25 protein-coding genes are annotated in these 20,519 nt (G+C 34.1%); 8 read left to right on the forward strand and 17 right to left on the reverse strand.

What is annotated here, in order from left to right; genetic code table 11:
• The 5 genes from EZ428_RS14415 to EZ428_RS14435 all read left to right on the forward strand — a co-directional run bounded on the left by EZ428_RS14415 (nucleotide 1) and on the right by EZ428_RS14435 (nucleotide 5,199).
• Nucleotides 1-1,347, forward strand: coding sequence for a DUF4876 domain-containing protein (locus EZ428_RS14415; protein WP_131553869.1), 1,347 nt, complete (start codon nucleotides 1-3; stop codon nucleotides 1,345-1,347).
• A 27-nt stretch (nucleotides 1,348-1,374) separates the two neighbouring features.
• Nucleotides 1,375-2,931, forward strand: a complete 1,557-nt coding sequence (locus tag EZ428_RS14420; protein ID WP_131553870.1) for a DUF6850 family outer membrane beta-barrel protein — start codon at nucleotides 1,375-1,377, stop codon at nucleotides 2,929-2,931.
• A 5-nt stretch (nucleotides 2,932-2,936) separates the two neighbouring features.
• Complete coding sequence (locus tag EZ428_RS14425; RefSeq protein ID WP_131553871.1) at nucleotides 2,937-4,076, forward strand: cytochrome-c peroxidase; 1,140 nt, start codon at nucleotides 2,937-2,939, stop codon at nucleotides 4,074-4,076.
• 49 nt (nucleotides 4,077-4,125) lie between these two features.
• Nucleotides 4,126-4,491 (forward strand): response regulator, encoded by a 366-nt coding sequence (locus EZ428_RS14430; RefSeq protein WP_131553872.1) that lies wholly within the window; start codon nucleotides 4,126-4,128, stop codon nucleotides 4,489-4,491.
• Between the two features lie 78 nt (nucleotides 4,492-4,569).
• Nucleotides 4,570-5,199, forward strand: a complete 630-nt coding sequence (locus tag EZ428_RS14435; protein WP_225871067.1) for an RNA polymerase sigma factor — start codon at nucleotides 4,570-4,572, stop codon at nucleotides 5,197-5,199.
• On the opposite strand, the gene EZ428_RS23995 is transcribed toward EZ428_RS14435, so the two are convergent.
• The 14 genes from EZ428_RS23995 to EZ428_RS14500 all read right to left on the reverse strand — a co-directional run bounded on the left by EZ428_RS23995 (nucleotide 5,200) and on the right by EZ428_RS14500 (nucleotide 15,445).
• Entirely contained in the window at nucleotides 5,200-5,358 is a 159-nt protein-coding gene (locus EZ428_RS23995; protein ID WP_165501784.1) for a hypothetical protein, read from the reverse strand.
• Between the two features lie 74 nt (nucleotides 5,359-5,432).
• The gene (gene dinB / locus EZ428_RS14440) at nucleotides 5,433-6,542 is read right to left on the reverse strand and encodes a DNA polymerase IV (RefSeq protein WP_131553873.1); all 1,110 of its coding nucleotides are present in this window, start codon (nucleotides 6,540-6,542) and stop codon (nucleotides 5,433-5,435) included.
• Nucleotides 6,543-7,499 (reverse strand): hypothetical protein, encoded by a 957-nt coding sequence (locus tag EZ428_RS14445; RefSeq protein ID WP_131553874.1) that lies wholly within the window; start codon nucleotides 7,497-7,499, stop codon nucleotides 6,543-6,545. It abuts the gene before it with no gap.
• 21 nt (nucleotides 7,500-7,520) lie between these two features.
• Nucleotides 7,521-8,270, reverse strand: coding sequence for a hypothetical protein (locus EZ428_RS14450; RefSeq protein WP_131553875.1), 750 nt, complete (start codon nucleotides 8,268-8,270; stop codon nucleotides 7,521-7,523).
• Between the two features lie 37 nt (nucleotides 8,271-8,307).
• Entirely contained in the window at nucleotides 8,308-8,991 is a 684-nt protein-coding gene (locus tag EZ428_RS14455; RefSeq protein WP_131553876.1) for a pseudouridine synthase, read from the reverse strand.
• A 227-nt stretch (nucleotides 8,992-9,218) separates the two neighbouring features.
• A complete protein-coding gene (locus EZ428_RS14460; protein WP_131553877.1) occupies nucleotides 9,219-9,761 on the reverse strand; it encodes a hypothetical protein in 543 nt (180 codons plus the stop codon).
• A complete protein-coding gene (locus EZ428_RS14465) occupies nucleotides 9,761-10,663 on the reverse strand; it encodes a histone deacetylase family protein (protein WP_131553878.1) in 903 nt (300 codons plus the stop codon). The genes EZ428_RS14460 and EZ428_RS14465 overlap by 1 nt, the downstream gene beginning before the upstream one ends.
• 86 nt (nucleotides 10,664-10,749) lie before the next feature.
• Nucleotides 10,750-11,610 (reverse strand): bestrophin family protein, encoded by an 861-nt coding sequence (locus EZ428_RS14470; RefSeq protein WP_131553879.1) that lies wholly within the window; start codon nucleotides 11,608-11,610, stop codon nucleotides 10,750-10,752.
• Nucleotides 11,611-11,628: 18 nt separating this feature from the next.
• Complete coding sequence (locus EZ428_RS14475) at nucleotides 11,629-12,030, reverse strand: hypothetical protein (RefSeq protein ID WP_131553880.1); 402 nt, start codon at nucleotides 12,028-12,030, stop codon at nucleotides 11,629-11,631.
• Nucleotides 12,027-13,313: a kynureninase gene (gene kynU / locus EZ428_RS14480; RefSeq protein WP_131553881.1), complete on the reverse strand. Its 1,287-nt coding sequence runs from the start codon at nucleotides 13,311-13,313 to the stop codon at nucleotides 12,027-12,029. Before kynU ends, EZ428_RS14475 begins: the two co-directional genes overlap by 4 nt.
• Nucleotides 13,314-13,376: 63 nt before the next feature.
• Complete coding sequence (locus EZ428_RS14485; protein ID WP_131553882.1) at nucleotides 13,377-13,865, reverse strand: pyridoxamine 5'-phosphate oxidase family protein; 489 nt, start codon at nucleotides 13,863-13,865, stop codon at nucleotides 13,377-13,379.
• A 221-nt stretch (nucleotides 13,866-14,086) separates the two neighbouring features.
• Nucleotides 14,087-14,692: a DNA-3-methyladenine glycosylase gene (locus tag EZ428_RS14490; protein WP_131553883.1), complete on the reverse strand. Its 606-nt coding sequence runs from the start codon at nucleotides 14,690-14,692 to the stop codon at nucleotides 14,087-14,089.
• Nucleotides 14,685-15,161 carry a GAF domain-containing protein gene (locus tag EZ428_RS14495; RefSeq protein ID WP_131553884.1) on the reverse strand — a complete coding sequence of 159 codons (477 nt, stop codon included), beginning with the start codon at nucleotides 15,159-15,161 and terminating at the stop codon, nucleotides 14,685-14,687. The genes EZ428_RS14490 and EZ428_RS14495 overlap by 8 nt, the downstream gene beginning before the upstream one ends.
• An 83-nt stretch (nucleotides 15,162-15,244) precedes the next feature.
• The gene (locus EZ428_RS14500) at nucleotides 15,245-15,445 is read right to left on the reverse strand and encodes a PLDc N-terminal domain-containing protein (RefSeq protein ID WP_131553885.1); all 201 of its coding nucleotides are present in this window, start codon (nucleotides 15,443-15,445) and stop codon (nucleotides 15,245-15,247) included.
• Nucleotides 15,446-15,552: 107 nt separating this feature from the next.
• Between EZ428_RS14500 and EZ428_RS14505 the strand changes: the two genes are divergently transcribed.
• The gene (locus tag EZ428_RS14505; RefSeq protein WP_131553886.1) at nucleotides 15,553-15,801 is read left to right on the forward strand and encodes a hypothetical protein; all 249 of its coding nucleotides are present in this window, start codon (nucleotides 15,553-15,555) and stop codon (nucleotides 15,799-15,801) included.
• Between the two features lie 337 nt (nucleotides 15,802-16,138).
• A complete protein-coding gene (locus EZ428_RS14510) occupies nucleotides 16,139-16,771 on the forward strand; it encodes a hypothetical protein (RefSeq protein ID WP_131553887.1) in 633 nt (210 codons plus the stop codon).
• Here the strand turns inward: EZ428_RS14510 and EZ428_RS14515 are convergent, their stop codons facing one another.
• From EZ428_RS14515 to EZ428_RS14525, 3 genes are all read right to left on the reverse strand, one after another.
• Nucleotides 16,772-17,467: a Dph6-related ATP pyrophosphatase gene (locus EZ428_RS14515; RefSeq protein WP_131553888.1), complete on the reverse strand. Its 696-nt coding sequence runs from the start codon at nucleotides 17,465-17,467 to the stop codon at nucleotides 16,772-16,774.
• Nucleotides 17,460-18,152 (reverse strand): SIR2 family NAD-dependent protein deacylase, encoded by a 693-nt coding sequence (locus tag EZ428_RS14520; RefSeq protein WP_131553889.1) that lies wholly within the window; start codon nucleotides 18,150-18,152, stop codon nucleotides 17,460-17,462. Before EZ428_RS14520 ends, EZ428_RS14515 begins: the two co-directional genes overlap by 8 nt.
• Nucleotides 18,153-18,219: 67 nt before the next feature.
• Nucleotides 18,220-18,807, reverse strand: a complete 588-nt coding sequence (locus tag EZ428_RS14525) for a DUF6580 family putative transport protein (RefSeq protein WP_131553890.1) — start codon at nucleotides 18,805-18,807, stop codon at nucleotides 18,220-18,222.
• Between the two features lie 135 nt (nucleotides 18,808-18,942).
• On the opposite strand from EZ428_RS14525, the gene EZ428_RS14530 reads away from it, so the two are divergent.
• Nucleotides 18,943-20,145, forward strand: a complete 1,203-nt coding sequence (locus EZ428_RS14530) for a serine hydrolase (RefSeq protein ID WP_225871068.1) — start codon at nucleotides 18,943-18,945, stop codon at nucleotides 20,143-20,145.
• Nucleotides 20,146-20,519 lie beyond the last annotated feature (374 nt).

Here is a 20,519-nt window from a genome sequence, read left to right on the forward strand (position 1 = left end):
ATGAAAAATAAGATATTTAAGCTACTCTCTACAGTATTAATAGGAACTATTTTTATAACCTGTAAAAAGTATGAGGGAGATACCCCAGGTATTCATCCTGTAAAATTTCAGGTTTTAACATCTTACTCATCAATTGACTTAGGTAAAGTTTTACCTAAAGCTCAGATAGAAGTAAAGTTTAAAAATACCAAAACCAATATAGAACAAAAGTACTTAACTAATGCTGATGGAGTTGTCTTATTGGATTCTATCTCTCCTGGAGAATATGATATTTCTGCATCAATTAAAATATCTGCTGTTAATTATACTGCCCTAACAGGAGAACTGGTTGATAATGAAGTGGTCTTTAATGCATCTGAAAAGGCTAAGACGATTACAATCGAGGATAATCAAAAGATAGACCTTAAGCTTATTTCTGGTGCAACTGGTCCATGGGCAATTAAACAGATTTACTATGCTGGCTCTAACACTACAACTGGTGCAACGTTTAGAGATCAATTTATAGAAATATACAACAATTCTGATTCACTGTTATATGCAGATAGCTTATACATTGCTGAAACAATTGGTCTACAAAATTTTACTGCAACAAATATGTATAGGCAAAATATCAGCCGTCAATATGATTGGAGTAAATCGCAAGGTATGCCATCAGATGTTGATGCGAACAATGATTATGTTTATGCGAGAGCCTTATTAATGATTCCCGGAACAGGAAAACAATATCCTGTAAAGCCAGGGGAAAGCATTATTTTGGCGCAGACAGCTATAAATCATAAGGCTCCATTTGTTGGTAGTGATGGAAAAACCATTACTGTAAGAGATCCATCATTAACGGTAGATTTAAGCGGAGCAGATTTTGAAGCCTATTATGCTCCTTTTTTACCAAGACCACTAGCTTCGGATATTGATAACCCCAATGTTCCAAATGTTGAAGTACTATCTTACAACGGAACTGATTTAATTCTTGATAACCCTGGCAGAATGGGTTATGTAATATTTAAGAATAAAGGTAGTGTAGATATTAAAAAGCTAAATCAATACCCATTTCCATCTATTGCACCCCCCTCTTCAACTGCAGATAAATATTACCAAATTCCTAACACTTTTATTATTGATGCCGTAGAAACTCAACCTAATACAGCATCTGCTAGAGTGCCAAAAAAATTAGGACCTAAATTGGACGCACTTTATACTTATGCACCTAATGGTGCCTATTCTTCTCAATCTGTAATTAGAAAAACTGAAAGTATAGTAAATGGCAGAAGAATTTTAAAGGACACCAATAACTCTGCAGAAGATTTTGATTTTCTGCCACTTGCAACACCAAGAGGGTTTAAACAATAATAGAAGTAAAATACTGTATAACACAAAATGAAGCAAACCCTTATTTATATTCTTCTAGTTTTTAGTTCAATTTTTTCAGCTCTTGCTCAAGAAAAAGATACTTTAAACTTTGGCACAAAAAGCAAATCATTTATAACTGATTCAACCAATTTTACAGCTTACAATTTTGCAAAATCAAGCCCATTTTATTTAAAATCATTAATGCCTTTAAAATATAACAGGTTAAGTGCTGGCTATAATTTTGAAAAAGGTAATTTAACATTAGCTCAAAATGCTACATCATTAAATAATGCTAATTTAATTACAGAAGGAATTTCACAGTTAAATTCAATAAGTATATGGGGCCAGTTTTCATATCACAAAATAGTTGAAGATAGCACAGCTTTTGCTCATCAAACTAGAAATAATGTAGCAAATCCATATTATTTTGGTTCCCCTAAAAGTGTTAGCTATCAAAGAGCAATTTATAACCTAAAAGCGCTAGCTAGCAGAAATTTCATTCAGAATAATTTGCCTATAGGCTTAGGAGTTGATTATAGGATAGGCAATCATTATTCTACAAATGACCCACGTGGTGATATAGGTGACTACCAACTTAATTTAATTGGCACAATTGGTTACAATCTTACAAAATCATTACGTGTTGGTGCTGGTTACAGATATGGTTATGGACTCGAAAAAGTTAATGTTGCTTACAAAAACAGTAGCGTGTCTCAAGGCAAACTAATACCAGAATTTAATAATTATCTAATTAATGGATATGGAGAGCCAGAAATATTTAACACAGACAGGACTTTCCAAAACAATTCGACTAGAAACGGCATAGATGCATATATTGGTTATAACAGTAATAAGATTGGGAATTTTAATTTCAGCTTTCAAGCAATTAAAGAAATACAAGATTATAATTATAGAACGGGTGAAGGCATAACAGAATATATTAAATTCAATATTGTTAATGAGTATTATAAACTCTTGTGGTTAAAGAATATCTCTAAAAACAGCTTAAGTGTTGAGTTAGGTTATCAAACAAATGATGGCGATAACTTTATCAACAAATACCTAGCTAACAGTTATTTGTACAACAACAATATTCTTAATTTAAAGTCAGCATTTACGCTTAAAAAGAATCAGTTTAGCCACAATTTTGTTATTGGACTAAGGAAATACGAAGAGCGCAAAAGAGATGGTATTGCAGGAAATGATATCAGATTAAATCAACTTAATTATACCATTAATTATGGCTTAACTCATGTAAATGAAAAGAGTCAAAGCTGGGGGTTTAGTATTACAGGCATATATGATCAATATCTAGACTCTGACTTTGAGGTTCTTAGAATAAATGAAGGCGTGTTTACTCGAAATGTAATTTACCATGACTACGCATACAATACAACTTCAAAATTTGGCGGCAACCTTACTTTTGATTATAGCATACCTTTATTTAATCAAATTCAAGCTGGGATTAAATGGAGTACAACCTATTTAAGAAGAAATGATTTGCAAGACTTTGGTAGAATTTTAACTAAAGTACCTGGCAAGGATAGGTTTTTTAGTAATATCAGCCTAAATCTGTATTTTTGATGCCAATGAATAAAGTATTATCAGGCCTTGTACTTTTATTGGCTTATTTTGTATTTCTTTCTTTTAAATCTATCGGTTTAAGTACAGGAGATGATCTTACCGTAGATTCTCTTAGAAAAGTATATTCGAAACCTAAGAAAGAATGGCCAAAAGCCAATGTAGATAATGGAGTTACATTTGAAGAATTGGGAGAACTACTTCCATCACCTTTAAACTTAAAAAGCGATTCAGTTAAAAAGCTAATTGAACTTGGTAAGATTTTATTCTTCGACCCTCGCCTATCTGGTTCCAATCAGATTTCATGCTCGAGCTGCCACGTGCCAGATTTAAATTGGCAAGATGGAAGAAGGGTTTCTGTTGGGCATGATCACCTAGAGAACATCCGCAATGCACCATCTTTAGAGAACATTTGGCAGGCTAAAAAATTATTTTGGGATGGCAGGGCGAATAGCTTAGAAGACCAGGCCGCAATGCCTGTTACAGCCCATAATGAAATGCACCAGGATATGAAATTGCTATCTAAAAAATTAGGTAAGATTAAAGGTTATCAGCCTTATTTTTTAGCAGCATTTGGATCAAAACAAATTACCAATGATCGCATTTTTGCAAGTTTAGCAACTTTTCAGCGCAGTATTGTAAGCAGACGCACTGATTTTGATCGCTTTTTAGCAAAGGATAAAAATGCATTAACGGATCAGCAATTGGTAGGTTTACATTTATTTAGAACTAAAGCTAGGTGCATGAACTGCCACAATGGTCCGTTTTTTACAGACAATCAATTCCATAATGATGGTTTAACCTATTACGGTCGTAAATATGAAGATTTGGGTTTATACAATGTAACCAAAAACCCCGAAGATGTTGGTAAATTTAAAACACCTGGCTTAAGAAACGTCATGAGAACCGCTCCTTGGTTTCACAACGGTTTATTTGGAGACATGGACGGTGTAATGAATATGTACAATATGGGTATGCCAGTTCAACGTGTTAAACCAGAGCAAGAAAAAGATCCATTGTTACCCAAAAACGATAAGCTTTTAAGAGGCATAAGGCTAAGCAATTCAGAAAAAGAAGCTGTAATTGCTTTCCTTGGTTCATTATCATCTTCCCCATTTTTATTAAGAGTTGAAGAACTTCCAAAATAATATTATATTTACCTTGCAAATTTTACAGTTCATATTGTTTGTTAGATAAATGAGAAAGCGCATTTTGGTAGTTGAGAATAACCCTGATATTTTAGAATTGATATCATTGGTTTTAGAAGAGGCAGGTTATGAGGTAAATTCATTTGCTAATGAGCATGATATCTTTGAGCATATTGTAAAATTTCAGCCAGATGCAATCTTATTAGATATTGTTCAGCCAACTGTACAAGGAACCGAACTATGTCGACAAATAAAAGAAGCTGAAGGAACAAGCCATATACCAGTTATAGTACTTTCTACCCATCCACATATCAAAAAAGTTAAAGAAGTATGTGCTGATGAAGTTGTCCCAAAACCATTTGATATAGACGGCTTGGTTGAAATTATAAGTGAACAGTTGAAAACTGCTTCTTAAGATATTAAAATTCACATAGCATTCAGGAATACACCGAACAATAGATATTCGTTGTTGTTTATAGCCTAATAAACCACAATGATGATTGCTATTGTACGACCTTTTAATAAACTAATTCATAAGGAACTACACATTAGTACAGCACCTTCTGCAGAAGAAATTTTAGTAACAGGCTTAAAAAATGGAGACACAAAATCCATCGAAAAACTATATAAAATGTATGCTAGCTCGTTAATGGGCATTATCTCTAGAATTGTAAAGTTTGATGAGGTTGCTGAAGACGTACTTCAAGATACCTTCTTAAAAATATGGAAATCTATTGCACATTATGATGCCTCTAAGGGTAGGTTATTTACATGGATGGCTAACCTGGCAAAAAACACAGCGATTGACCAAGTGAGAAGCAAAAATTATCTAAAATATAATGTTACTGATGAGATTGAGGACAGATTAACAAAAATAGATCAAGAAAACCTCATTTCAATTAACCCAGATCGTATCGGTTTAAAACAACTTACCGAAAAGTTAAAGCAAGATCAATTTGAAATTATTCAGCTTTTTTACTTTGAAGGCTATACTCAATCTGAAGTTGCCAAAGAGCTAAATATCCCACTGGGAACAGTAAAAACAAAACTCAGACAATCAATATTAGCCTTACGACAATATTTCAATGAAACAAATACTAAACTTAAATTTCTTATTGCTTAGCTAGGTTTTATCCTCGGTATGTTTTTCTGGGTTAATTTCTTTACTGTTTAATTCGTTTTCCAGTTCTTTCTGATCTTTTTTATTTCTTTTTACAATGAAATAAACAAATGCTAAAATCGCTACGATTATAATTGCAATTACTACAACATTGATTTTCATATTATTGAGATTTATAATCTATTAACTAAAAATAAGGTCATTATGTTTCTTGAATTTTAATTCTATGTTAAATCTTAATCATTAGGAAAAAGCGTTTGCTGATGTCCATCGTATCTTTCCCTAATTTTCACTTCTCCAAAATTTGAAAAACCTACACCTAAAAGCCTTATTTTCTTTTCTCCTAAATCAATGTTGTTTAATAATAGTTTTGCAGTATCTATAACTTGCTCTAATTCATTTATGGGCGTTGGAAAAGATAAACTTCTGGTAATCTGTTTAAAATCTCCAAACTTAACTTTCAGTGTTATTGTTCTGCCATAGATTTGATAATGTTGCAGGCGCCTAAAAGCTGATTTTGAGATAACTTCTATCCAATCATCTAACTCTTCTCCCCTGCCCACATCATAAGAAAAGGTATCTTCTGCACTAATAGATTTAATTTCTTGATGTGGTTGAACTTGGCGATTATCAATCCCTCTAACTATGTTATAAAAGAATTTACCTGTTTTGCCAAAAAGCTGAATTAGTCTTGCCTCTGTCTGTTTCTTTAAGTCTAAACCTGTATGCAAACCTTGCCTTTTCATTTTTTCAGCAGTTACTTTCCCAACACCAAAAAACTTTTCAACTGGCAATTTCTCCATGAACTTTTCCATTTTAGAAGGACCAATAAAAGTCAAGCCATCTGGTTTGTTCATATCTGATGCAATTTTAGCGGCAAATTTGTTTACAGAAACTCCAGCTGATGCTGTTAAGTTTAGTTCGTCTTTTATGGCTTGTTTAATCTGCTCGGCAATGGTTATGGCCGAACCAATGCCTAACTTATCTTCACTTACATCTAAATAAGCCTCATCTAAAGAAAGTGGCTCTATCAAATCAGTATAACGACTAAATATCTCTCTAATCTTTCTAGAAACGTCTTTATAAGCATCAAATCGTGGTCGCACAAAAATTGCATACGGACAAAGCTGTTGTGCTTTCTTGGAAGTCATTGCTGATTTAATCCCAAATTTGCGAGCTTCGTAACTAGCTGTAGCAACAACTCCTCCTCTACCTTCTGGCGAACCTCCAACTACTAATGGTTTACCTCTATATTCTGGGAAATCTCGTTGCTCTACCGAAGCATAAAATGCATCCATGTCTATATGAATGATTTTACGAATGCTGGTTTTACTTTCATTTTCCATTTACTGCAAAATGAATTTAGTATACACTCTATCATCCCAAAATTTATAGCCTTTATCTTGGAAAGCTGTGCCATTAAAAACCAAATCTATAAAACCATTCTTTTCTACTAACACGGTATGATAAATCTTTCCTTCTGGATTTTTGATTAACTTAAAATCAATTCGATGTTTTTTATCAAACCACCCTAATCTATCAGCTATGTCTAACGACTTTAATTTAAAATGAGACTGTAAATCTTTTGCTATTAATTTGCTCCTGTACCAAGTTCCACCAGTTGGCGATACCAAAGGCTTGCCGTTGTAAACAACTACACTATCGTTGTAAGCTATAACCTGCAATGACTTGTTTTTAGCTTTTAACCAAGTTTTAAGCTTTGCCTGATGCTTTTCTGTTTCGTACCCATAAGTTGCGTCTAAAAAACCAATGCGTTCAACATAAGTAGGTATTTGAGCTTGAGAATTGATATACCCAAAAATGAAACTTCCACCGCCACTGTGTCCGCTTAATATAACTTGAGGATTAAAGTTTTTATAACGAAGCATCAAGCTAGAAACGAACTCTCCTATTTGTGCGTCGCTATTTGCATATTTCCTTCTCCAAGCTGGCCAGCTCTTTAAACTATTTTCTACATAAACAACTATGTAATTTGATTTTTGGTCTGCATTTCTAATAAATTGGGTTTGTGCACCAATATGCTGAATATCAAAATGCCAGTCATCGCCTTGCGCTAGTTTTTTACCAAAAGTTTGCTCGGTTGTATTTCCGTTTGGTAAAGCGTATACGATAATTTTAGTGGGTTCTGAAAGCGTAAAAACTGATGGCTCATCTATAGATAATACTACGCCACTATCAATTTCAATCTTTTTTAACGAACTTAATTTTGTGGCAAAGCTAGATTGAGCTTTTATTTCAATTTTTAGAACGAGTAAGCAAATGATAAGCAGTGACCATTTCATACCCAAATTTACAATAATCTCTTATTGTTTTTTAGGTGTTCTGCCTAAATTTACAACAGCACCTATGCTAAAAACAGAATTGCCTGCATTTAAAAATTTCCTGCTTTTTAAGCCAAAATTACTACCACTTGTATATTGCAGTTGTACCTCATCGCTCAAAATCATTCTTGTATAAAAAACTGGCTCTAAGAAAATATTATCCTCATTGGGTTGCAACACATTATTTCTATAAAAATTATTGGTATTGATAAAACTCATCCGCAATGCGGTACCATAGTTTAAACCGAATTTTGCACCAAAAAGCTTTAAGTTTCTCTTCCTCTTGGAACTATAATTTACTTGAATAAACTTTTTATCGTAACCAGCCTCTTGCAAATCTGTATTGATGATATTCTTATTATCGTCCAATTCCCGAAATGTCCTTTCACTTTTTCCACTTCCCAAACCTGCATAAATTTCAAGAATTCTGTTCTTGTTAGGTCCGAATGTTTTAAAGTAACCACCACCAAACTCTATCATTTTATGTTTGATGTCTTTTTTATCTCTTTCATTTTGCAAGAATGCGCCGTTAGCTAAAATGGCAAAATGATTACTGAAGGCATAAGCCGAATTAAAATTGAAATTTCCTTTAAGAGACATATGTGCACCAACAGCAATTTCACCCTGTGTGGTTAGCATTGGCGTATTAGGTACACTTGGAATATAAATTGAAGAGCAGCTAGATAAAAATATCACCAAAAAGATTGGTGCAAAACGTAAGTAATTAGTCATAGATAAAATAATAACAGCTTTTGCCGAAAAATATTATCTAGTTAGTGAATTTCATTAGCTCCATCACTCTTTTAAACTCTTCGTGGATAGTCGAGTTAATAGTAATTTTGTTTGCTGTTACAGGATGAATAAATGATAATTCTGATGCATGAAGCAACATGGTTGTCATTTCAAATTGCTCCATAAAAAACCTATTTTGTTTATTGCAACCGTGTTTTCTATCTCCAATTATGGGATGGAAGATATGAGCAAAATGTCTTCTCAATTGGTGCATGCGACCAGTTTTTGGTGTTGCTTCTACTAATGAATACCTAGAAGTTTGGTGTTTTCCAAAAGCCACGTCTATTTCTGCCCTTTGCAATGTCTTGAAGTAGGTAAAGGCGTCCTGCATGTTACCATTTTCTTTAGCCAAGGGGTAATCGATATCTAGTTCATCTGGTGCATACCCACGTAAAATGGCTAAGTATTTCTTTTCTACCAAGCTTTCTTGAAACTGTTTGTGCATGGCAATCTCTACCTCTTTTTCAAAAGTGAAAAGCAAAATACCACTAGTTTTTCTATCCAAGCGATGTACCGGACTAACATGGCGACCAATTTGGTCCCTTAACATTTGCAATGCGAATTCTGTGGCATCGTTAGCCATCTTAGAACGATGAACAAGCAATCCGTGAGGTTTATTGATAGCAATTAAATGCTCGTCTTGGTAAACGATTTCTAACATTTGGCGAAGATAGGAATAAAAAAGATTGTCATCCTGAGCTTGTCGAAGGAAATCTTTTTTAAAATCACTAAACCAAATTGGGCGTGCCCCAAGCTGCGCAAGGGTCGGGCTATCCGCTACAATCTTTTTATGCCACACCAACTTCCTTCCATAAAAAGGATTTTCGCTACTATCCCTCACGCAAAGCATATACTACAATACCAACTAAAATAAATGAGGTATTGAGATTATTTTAATGTAAATGGTATTGATTTTTTAAGAATAAAATAGGTATCTAAATCTATTCCTTTTCCGCTATTACTAATAATTTTTCCATTGTAATCGATTTGATAAGAAACAACCTGAGTTGATTTAATGTTACCTGAAAGCGGGACATCGTATTCATGTCTTTTTTCTTCTACCATAATTTTATCATTCTCAAAAATATAAGTGTAAATAGACTTTCCACTTTCACCATAAAATGTAATGGATATTTTTTTAATCTGATTATCTATGTAAAAAGCTTTCCCTTCGTTTCCTTCAGCACTGTAATCCCCTTCTAATGAGAAATCATAAACAATTGTGTCTGAATGATTGGACTTCAAATTATCCTTTAAAATTTTTTGTCTAACAGAATCCAAGTTACAATCTTGTTCTTTAACAACTGGAGAGATATTTGTCTTATTATCACTTAAGGTGTCTTCTTCAGTTTTTTTAGGTTCGCTAATTGAAGTACTGTTGTGGCAAGCCACTAATAGCAGTAATAAGAAGAATAAGTAATTTTTCATCATTAAATATACAAATCTGCTGCTAATCTAAACGTATTGCAGTGCGCATCTACAATTACTTTAATGTCTGCCGAATAACCGCCTCCCATACTTACCTGAACTGGCACTTGATTTTTCAAACAAGCTTCAAAAACCATAAGATCACGTTGTTTACAGGCATTTTTAGTTAAAGCTAATTTACCTAATTTATCACTTTCTAAAACATCAACTCCTGCTAAATAGAAAATAAAATCTGGTTGATGTTTAGCAAAAATAACCGTTAATGCCTCGCTTAATCTGCTCAGGAAAATATCGTCACTTGTACCATCTTCCAAAGGAATATCTAAATCAGATAACTCTTTTCGAAAAGGGAAATTTTGAGCGCAATGCATAGAAAAAGTAAAAACCCTTGGTTCATTCTGAAAGATCTCTGCTGTTCCATTACCTTGATGAACATCTAAATCTATGATTAAGATGCGCTTAGCTAAATTATTATTTAACAGGTAGTTTGCTGCAATGGCTTGATCATTTAATAAACAAAATCCTTCTCCCCAATTACTACCGGCATGATGTGTTCCTCCTGCAACATTAAAGGCAACACCAAACTGCTGAGCATACCTAGCACCATCTATTGTTCCTTGGGCAATTCTAATTTCTCTTTCTACCAATTGAGCGCTTAGTGGAAAGCCAATCCTTCTTTGCTCCTTAGCTGGCAAGGTTAAATTTTTAAGCTGTAACCAATAAGCTGCCTCATGAGTTGTGGTGATAGTTTCCTCGGCTAAAGGTTCAGGTGCAAATAAACTATCCTTTAAAATCGTTCCCTCGTGCAATAATTGCTCAGGTATCAACTCATATTTAAGCATCGGAAAACGATGTCCCTCTGGCAAAGGATGTGCATAAAGAGGATGATAAGCTATTTTTAGCATTTAGTAAGAATAAGGATGAAGGAACAAAGAACAATGATAAATAAGGAAAATATTCTTTGCTCTTTTATCCTTGTTCATCATTCATTTTAACTTAAAATCTCTTGAACGTGTTTTTCGATATTATTGCAAATCTGATCAACTGGCAAGTCATTTGCATCCTGATTAAAGGGGTTCTCTATTTCTTCAGCTATGAGCTCCAAACTCGCTAATACATAGAGAATAAAGGGTACAATCGGAACCACAAAATAACCTAAACTAAATACCCATCCAATAGGCAACGTAAGCACATAAATGAAAATAAACTTTTTGATAAAAGCACTATAAGAATATGGAATCGGTGTGTTTCTAATCCTTTCGCAACCACCACAAATATCTGTGAATTGGTTGGCATCGGCACTTAAGGTAATCAATTGTTCTTGTGAAATCTTTCCAGCCGTTTGCAAATCGTATAACCTAGCAATTATACTTGCAGCAACTTGATTCGGAATGTGTTTTCCGCCATCGATTTCGATTAAAAAGCTATCCTTACCAAAGTATTGTTTCTCTCTTAAATGCTCCTTTAATGCGAATCCGTATTTCGGAATGGCATACTTGAAGAACTCAACTTCTTCTTCCGATAAGTTTAATGCTTTTATTTTGAGCGCCAGATTACGACTGACGTTTGTTAACGCACCTAACAATTTTCTACCATCCCACCACCTATCATAAGAAGTATTGGTTCTAAATACCAATAGCATAGACAACACAAAACCTAATAAACTGTGCATCATTCCAACGTTTTTGATATAAGTTGTTTCTGCAAGTTTTAGATAATTTAGTTCCAGAAAGGCTATAATGGCTGAAAACACAGCAATACCTAACATTAAAGGCCAGAGTTTTCTAAAGGTATCAGACTTGTGAACATGGAAGATGAAACTCATCCACTCTTTAGGATTGTAATTGATCATATTATAAAATTCTAATAACTATGGACACTCATTAATTCCCCACTCCGTTGAGCCACCTCTTCCGCCTTCACATTTCCAATTTCTTCTAATTTCATTAACTTTCCAATGTGTTCCATCAAATTTAGCGAACATCATTATTTTTTCTTTTCGAACTGCATCATCATCAACACGCTCATTTATTAAGGTTATTTGATAATTATTCTTCTCGATGATTTTTTTACTCACCGTAATTTGCAGAGATACTTCATTTGAATCTATGTAATAGCTTTTTAGTAGCTCTTCTGGAGTTTTGACGTCATATCTTAAGCTAATCTTTTGATTAAAAGAACTTGGATCAATATCCTCATAATTTTCTGAACAAGAAGAAATTGCTGTAGATAAAAGAACGATAAAGAAAAACCTATATAAGATTTTTATCATTTAAGATTTTGACTAATGGTTAACAACAGCTCACCAGTTTTAAAAACATCTTCAAAACTGTTATACATGGGCACTGGACTTAAGCGAATTACATTTGGTTCACGCCAATCCCCCAATACATTATTAGCAACCAACTGATCGAATATTTTCTTTCCATCTGCCTTTGCAATGATAGAAACTTGAGCTCCTCTATCTTCTTCTGTTAAAGGAGTTATAATTTTAAATTGCTCTTCTCCTAACTTCATATTTACTTCATTTATAACATAAAACAAATATGAAGTTAAAGTTTTACTTTTGGTTCTTAATGCGTTTATAAATCCTGATTTTTCGAATAATTGAAGTGACGCGTGGTATAAAGCCATTGGCATTACCTGGGTACAACTTACTTGCCAACCATCTGCACCAAGTTCAGGAATAAATCCTTTTTCCATTTTAAAACGTTGCTCTTCTTTGTAACCCCACCATCCCGCAAAGCGATTTAAAGAAGTATTGGTAAAATGCTTTTCGTGAACAAATATCCCACTTATTCCTCCAGGACCGGCATTTTGATATTTATACGAACACCAACAAGCAAAATCTATATCCCAATCGTGTAAAGCCAAAGGCACGTTACCAGCTGCATGGGCTAAATCGAACCCTACAACTACACCAATTTTATGCCCGGCCTTAGTAATTGCAGGCATATCAAACCATTGTCCCGTGAAGTAATTTACCCCTCCAAACAGTACTAAAGCTAATTCATCTGCATTCTCTTCAATTGCGCCGATAATATCTTCTGTCCTTAAAGTATATTCTCCTTCTTTAGGTTTTACTTCAATAATAGCATCTGATGGATTAAAACCGTGGAAACGAACTTGACTTTCAATCGCGTACTGGTCTGATGGAAAAGCACCTGCTTCCATTATGATTTTATACTTTTTCCCCTTTGGCTGATAAAAACTAACCATTAACAAATGCAGGTTAACCGTTAATGTATTCATCGGGCAAACTTCTGAAGGTTTAGCACCTACAATTGGAGCCATCAATTTCTTTAGTTCCTTGTGGTAAAACATCCAGGGTGAATCTCCGTCAAACCAACCTTCAACTGCTAGGTTTTGCCAATTATTTAATTGCACTTCTAACACCTCTCTTGTAACTTTAGGTTGCAACCCTAATGAATTACCACACAAGTAAATAAATGGTTTTTCATTTTGTTGCGGAAACAAAAATTCATTACGCATTTCTCTTAAAATATCTTGTTGGTCTAAAGCTTGAGCAAAGGCTAAATTATTCTCGAAATTCATACCGCAATATTACAAAAAAAGCCTAACCGTAAGGCTAGACTTTTCATTAACATATTAAATTGATTAAAATTTAATAGTATCGTGTTTACCCAAATCGGGTGTATCTCCTGTTACAATTGCCTTTAACATTTTAAACGCCACTACCATCTTACTAGCATTCGAATCCCAATATTCGGCCGCAGAGGGAGTTACCTTGATCAGTATTAAATTTGGGTCATCTGCACCTTCCGGGAACCAAGCTTTGATGGGTGGAGAGAAATATGCTTCTTTTCGAGCTTGGTCATCTACCAATTCAGCTTTCCCATTTACAGAAATATAAGTATTACTAGACGGATCGCTATAAGCCAAATTAACTTCATTCTCTTTAGATATCTCCTTACTTTTTAAAGAATATTCATTGGTGAAGAACCAAATGCTACCATCATCTTCAATTTTGGCTGTTCCCATTGGCCTACTGCTGAATTCATTTTCATTGCTTAAAGTAGTAAGCATACAAATTCTTACCTTCTCTGCCATTTCTTGAAGTATGGCTATATTTTTTTCGTTTTTCATAACAGGTGTATTTGATTATTAAACACAAGAAAAATTGAAAGGTTTTAGAGTTTATTTTATTAAGGCTTATTTTTAACAACCCAGTCTTAATGTAAGATTATAATAATTGTAAACCATCCATCCTTCGTTCATCCTTCGTTCATCTTTCGTTCATCTTTCGTCTTTATAGTGTTTTTATAGGCTCTGTGTAGAGGCCTGAAATAACAACCAATGTTATGATGCTAAGAATTTGGTTTACTCACAAACTTATTGCCCTTGATATAAAATCGCCAAGGCAACAAGGCATGGTCTTCTGCATAATCTACTCCAACTCTGGGAGAAGCAATTATTTGGTCTGGCTTAAAATGAATACCGTTGTCTTCAATCCAAATTTCATCACCCAATAAATCTTTGGCATTTAAGTTTTTATCTATACCTAACGCTTTTGCGAGTGCACCTGGCCCTGCTGTTATTCTTGGTGCCATGCTTTGCATATTTCTACGCGCTAACATGGTTGACAAACCTTCAGTAGGCTCTATACCGCGTATTAAAACAGCATGGGGATTGTTTTTAGAGTTTGTAACCACATTAAATAGGTGGTGGATACCGTAACATAGGTAAACATATGAAATGCCACCAGCTTCATACATCGTTGCTGTTCTGGGCGTAAACCTTCCGTTATAAGCATGGGAAGCCTTATCGATGATTCCATTATAGGCTTCAGTTTCTACAATAGTCCCCCCTGTTAGTTTACCATCAACTAATGTGAAAAGTTGCCTACCCAAAAGCTGTACAGCTAAATTCGTTACATCGTCCTGTTGGTAAAAAGAATAAGGTAATTTAGGCATTTAAAAGATTGATGATCTGGTTTAGGTATCTGTCATCAACTTCATCAAAGTGAGCAAGATATTCGCTATCAACATCTAAAACGCCAATAATGTTTTCTCCTTTATAAAGTGGCAATACAATTTCAGATTTTGATGCAGATGCACAAGCAATATGACCAGGAAATTCATCTACGTTTGGAACAATAATGGTTTCTGCTTTTTGCCAAGAAGTGCCACAAACACCTTTCCCCATTTTAATTCTAGTGCAAGCAACAGGACCTTGAAACGGGCCTAATACTAATTCATCGTTTTTAATTAAATAAAAGCCTACCCAGAACCAGTTAAATTGCTCTTTTAAGGCAGCACAAAGATTCGCAAGGTTTGCTATCAAATCAGATTCGCCATAAAGCAAAGCTTCAATTTGAGGAATAAGAGATTGGTATTGTTCTTCTTTGGTGCCTGTTTTGGCAATAGTTAAATCTTCAGCCATTAGAATAATTTTGAGAAACAAAGTTAACCATAACTAAAATTAACTAAGCTAGTTCTGAAGAGATTTACAAATTGGTGATAGAATTATGCCTCAGCAAGATTCTTTCTTCCCATTAAATAATAAATGATTAGTCCACCGAAAGGGAAAATCACAACGATGTTTGTCCAAATCAGTTTTTTAACTTTCTTTCTATGTGGATGTTTTGCTATATCCTTAACCGTCCAAATGATGGAGATCAACCACAGGCCTACTAAAATGTAAATAAAGATGATGGCGACGTTCATAAAATTCTTTCTACTAAAATAGCAATAAGAATTAACATTCGCCAACTATTCAACATTGTGCCATGGCTATTGTCAAATTAGTTAGCTTTGAAATTTAACTAATAATTATGAGAACAATAGCAGAGTTACCACATCCAGCATGCAAGATTACCTTGTTTAACATGAACCAAAAATACATCGTAAAGTTTGAACAAGGACCACTTGAACAAAGCTATAAAATATCAGAGTTGGAACTTACTGGAGGAGGGGCGAATGAGATTTTTCAAATGTTAGATGAAGAGTTTATAGCTACCGTTATTGAAAGATTTAAAACAATGCGAAGCGATTTTTCTTCAGCTTATCAAAGGCAGCAGTAATCATTTATATAAAATACATAACTTACTGTGAAATAGTATATTTAATTATTAAACAGAATTATATTTTGATTTGTTAGCTTATTTTAGTCGCATAGTATGATGTTTAAAACAAGTATAAGTTTATATTAACATATATAACTTATTGATAATTAAAATTATATAATTACAAACAATACAATATTTGGAATACATAAAACGCCAAATATTATAGATGTTTTGTATAATTACATTCTTTTTCACAATACCTAAGTTTAGTAATTATAATAAATAAAATTGGTAAAATCAGCTAATCAAACATTAGTTAACATTTGGTGTTATAGGGTTATATTGATCAATTATGAAAAAATATTACACCCTCCTATTTCTTTCAATTCTTTTTATTAGCAATAATATCAAGGCACAAGAATCAACTACAAGACCTGATAAATTATATACCATGAGTGGTATCGGTTTCTCGCTTCCAGTTGGAGAAACCAGCGATTATTTAAAGCCAAAATTCTCAACCTCGTTGGGGTTAAATTTAGGTTTAGGAAAGGGTGGATTGTTCCTGTATCCAAAAGTGAGCTTACACGCTTATTCTTATAATGAGATTACCCCGGACGCTGGATATAATTACGCTTTAAAAGAAGGAAGGGTTACAACCTATCTTTTAAATGTAATGCTGGGTTATAGAAAAATAACTGGGAAATTTGCGTTCTATGGTTTTGCTGGTGGTGGTGGTGGAATAATTTTAACCCCAAGAGTAACTGTAAACACTCCAGGTTTACAAGCAAAAATGGATAATATATCTAATGGCATGGGAACCATTGAAGCCGGTGCAGGAACAGAATACAATATTGGTGGTGCTGCTTTATTTGTTGAAGCAAGTTATATGCGTGGCTTTAGCAAAATCCAAAACAGAAACTATAGTGTTGTACCTATTAGTGTTGGGATTAAACCTAATTTGAGTAAATTATTTAGGAAAAAATAATTAGCTGGGTATTAAATCTACATACCAATAGCCAATTTCTTCATCAGCTTGATTTGGGCTTGGGAATGTTTTACGTAACCTCTCTCCAATAGAAAATTTAATTTCTTTTGAAAATATTGGTCCATCGAAAACGAAAGTATGAAACTCTCCATTTTCACCTGCGGGGTCAATACCTTTAGGCAAATCATTTAAGAAAGATTGGTCAATTATTCTTCCACAAAAATCCTGTAAACCATCTTGGGCACAAACAACAATTGTTCGATAACCTAAAGCGATAAATTCTTTGACCAATTCCAAGCTATCTCTTTTCCATAAAGGGAAAACTGCCTTCATCCCAATTTTACTCAATTGGTTTTCCCTATAGATTTTTAAGTCTTCCAAAAAAATGTCGCCGAAAATAGAATGATTAATTCCCTCAGATTTTAACGCAGTTAATGTCTTTCCCAATTCTTGTTCATAAATTCCCATATCAGGCATTTCAGGGAGCCTTACTTGAATTAATGGAATTTTTAAGCCACTAACCTGCGCTAACAATAAATGCGCTCTAACGCCATGCATGGCTACCCTATTGAAACCATCATTAATTGTAGTTAATAAATAGAGAATATCGAATTCATCGTTTTGCAAAACATAGTGCAGGGCTAGCGTACTGTCCTTGCCCCCACTCCAATTAAATACCGCTGGTTGTTTAGGCATTTTTGATTAGTATTTTAGCTACTTCTTTTACCCCTGCAGTTGCAGATTTTTCAATCTTAATTACATTTTGGTAATGATTTACTGACGGGATTTTTAGATCGACAATGTATTTTGAAACTTCTCTAGGCACAAAATCTATGAGTCCTGCAGCTGGATAAACAGCCAAAGAAGTGCCTACTAGCATAAACAAATTCGCTTCTTCGCAAATTGCAGCTGCAGTTTCTATCATCGGCACTGCCTCACCAAACCAAACCACATGAGGACGTAACTGCGAACCAAGCTCACACAACTCTCCCATTTTAATTTCCTCGCCCTTGATGGGGTATAATAAAGCAGCATTTTTATCTGATTGAGAAAATGTAATGATGCCATGTAAATGTGTAATGTTAGTCGACCCTGCACGTTCATGTAAGTCATCTATATTTTGAGTGATGATTTGTACATCAAAATGCTCTTCCAGCTCCGCTAACATTAAATGTGCTTCATTTGGCTTAGCACTCAAAACCTGCTTCCTTCGTTCATTATAAAACTCTTGAACCAATGCCGGATTTCTGTCCCAAGCTTCAGGAGTTGCCACATCCATTACGTTGTAGCCTTCCCAAAGTCCATCGGTATCTCTAAAGGTTTTTATACCACTTTCGGCACTAATGCCTGCTCCTGTTAAAACTACTAGTCGTTGTTTCATGTACTAAATTAAACAAAAAACCCTTTCGAACATTGTACGAAAGGGTTTGACTCTAATATTTTGATGCTTACGAATGTATAGCAGTATTTCTATTTAAACTTAAAGCAGGATATTTTGCTTTTAACATTTCAAATGCACCAAACATAATTGCCGAATAAACCAAAGTTCCGTATAAGAAATTCAATTCAAAAGGAATGGCATCTACTAAACAAGCCCAAAAACCTGCTAATGTTTGTGGATGAATTGTTTGAGCAAGCCAATAGCCAAAATCTGAAACAATCCAATGAATAAATACAGCAGTAATGCTTGCACCTAAAACATTCTGAACGTTTACTTTTTTAATCATCAGTTTCCCAACCATTACCATTAAAATAAATGCAATATAGGTGTAGTACCAACCATCATAAAAGCCATAATCTTTGCCCATTATTAAGAAAAGCCCTAAATCACTCAATAACAACACGGCTACTGGCAATAAGAATGCATTTAAATTATTCTTGAAATAAGCACCTCCAAATATGGCAACTGCACCTATTGCAGAAAGGTTTGCGAATATTTTAAAATCAGGCGAAAGTGGAGCAATTACTCTAATGCCAATAATAACAAGCATAAACAATAACAAAACCAGTGTTCTAGGGGTGAAAATGTTTTTCATTTCTTTTTTTTAGTGTCACAAAATTAGCTTTTTTAATGCTGAATAAAAAATATAGAATATTACCTTTATTTATTAGCTATAACAATCATGAGAAAATTATCGTTTTGCCTCTTCACCTTAATCAACATCCAAGCGATGGCACAAAAAACAGATACCACATTTTTAAAAAAACTAATGGAAAGTAAACCGGAACTATTTTCTGGCATATTAAATCATCCTAATAAAAATGAGGTACAAATCATGTACACACAGGTTACAAGAGATAAAAACAACAAACCGAGTTTCAAGAGCTTTAGTTATAACCTTAATGCAAAGCGATATTTCTATCCTGCCAGTACGGTAAAGCTGGCTGGCGTAATCTTCGCCCTAGAAAAAGTAAACGAGTTAAAGCTTAAGGGATTTACCGCCAACTCAACCATGATTACAGATAGTAGCTTTATAGGTCAGACAAAAGTTTTAAAAGACGAAAGCGCAGCAAACGGAAAACCTTCATTAGCTCATTACATTAAAAAAGTATTGCTAACCAGCGATAATGATGCTTTTAATAGGTTATTTGAATTTATAGGCAGAGCTGAAATCAATGCAAAATTGAAAAAGCATGGAATGACAGAAAGCAGAATCTTAAATCGCTTAGCTATAGGTGATGGTGGTGAATCTGCTAGACATACTAATCCGATTGATTTTTATGATGGTGACAAATTGGTTTATCATCAGGCTGAACAATATGACGCAAAGGATTACCCATTAGAACTGACCAATTTAATTGTGGGCAAAGGTTATATGGATAGCAATGATAAATTGATTAATGAACCCTATAGTTTTGCCAATAAAAATGTCTTTACCATTGCCGACCAACAGTCTTTAATGAAACGTTTAATAATGCCTGAGGCTTATCCTATTAAGGAAAGGTTTAACTTAACGGCTGATGATTACAAACTCATTTACACTTATATGAGTAAACTCCCAACAGAAAGTGATTTTCCTAAATATGACCCGAAAGAGTTTTGGCCAACTTACGCTAAGATGTTATACTATGGAAGGGAAAAAGAAGCAGTTATCGACCCAAATATTAGAATATTTAACAAGTACGGAGATAGTTATGGGTTCATTATAGACAACTCTTACTTTGTTGATTTTAAAAATAAGGTTGAGTATTTTTTAACTGCAGTTGTGCAAAGCAACGAGGATGGAATTTATAATGACAACAAATACGAATATGAAACGATATGTTATCCTTTTATGAAAAATTTAGGTAGAACGATTTATGAATTTGAGTTAAATAGGAATAAGAAGCAATTGCCAGATTTGAGTAAGCTTAAAATGGATTATGAGAAGTGATTTTAAAATCAAGTCTTTGCAATTTAAATATCTGCGATAAGTTTTCGCTGATGAACGCAGACCAATATACCTTCTAAACCGCTGAAAAGTCGCTAATATTTAATGTTTGTTACTAAAATCTGCGCTTTTTCTGCAAACTAAATCTGCAAACATCTGCGATAGGTTTTCGCTGATAACGCACACCAATATACCTTATAAACCGCTGAAAAGTCGCTAATATTTAATGTTTGTTACTAAAATCTGTGCTTTTTCTGCGAACTAAATCTGCAAACATCTGCGATAGGTTTTCGCTGATTAACGCTGAACCAATATACTTTCAAAAACCGCAGAAAAGGCGCAGATATTTAATATCTTGTGTGAGAGAAGTACACAAT

The organism is Pedobacter frigiditerrae, from assembly GCF_004331645.1.
GTDB lineage: Bacteria > Bacteroidota > Bacteroidia > Sphingobacteriales > Sphingobacteriaceae > Pedobacter > Pedobacter frigiditerrae.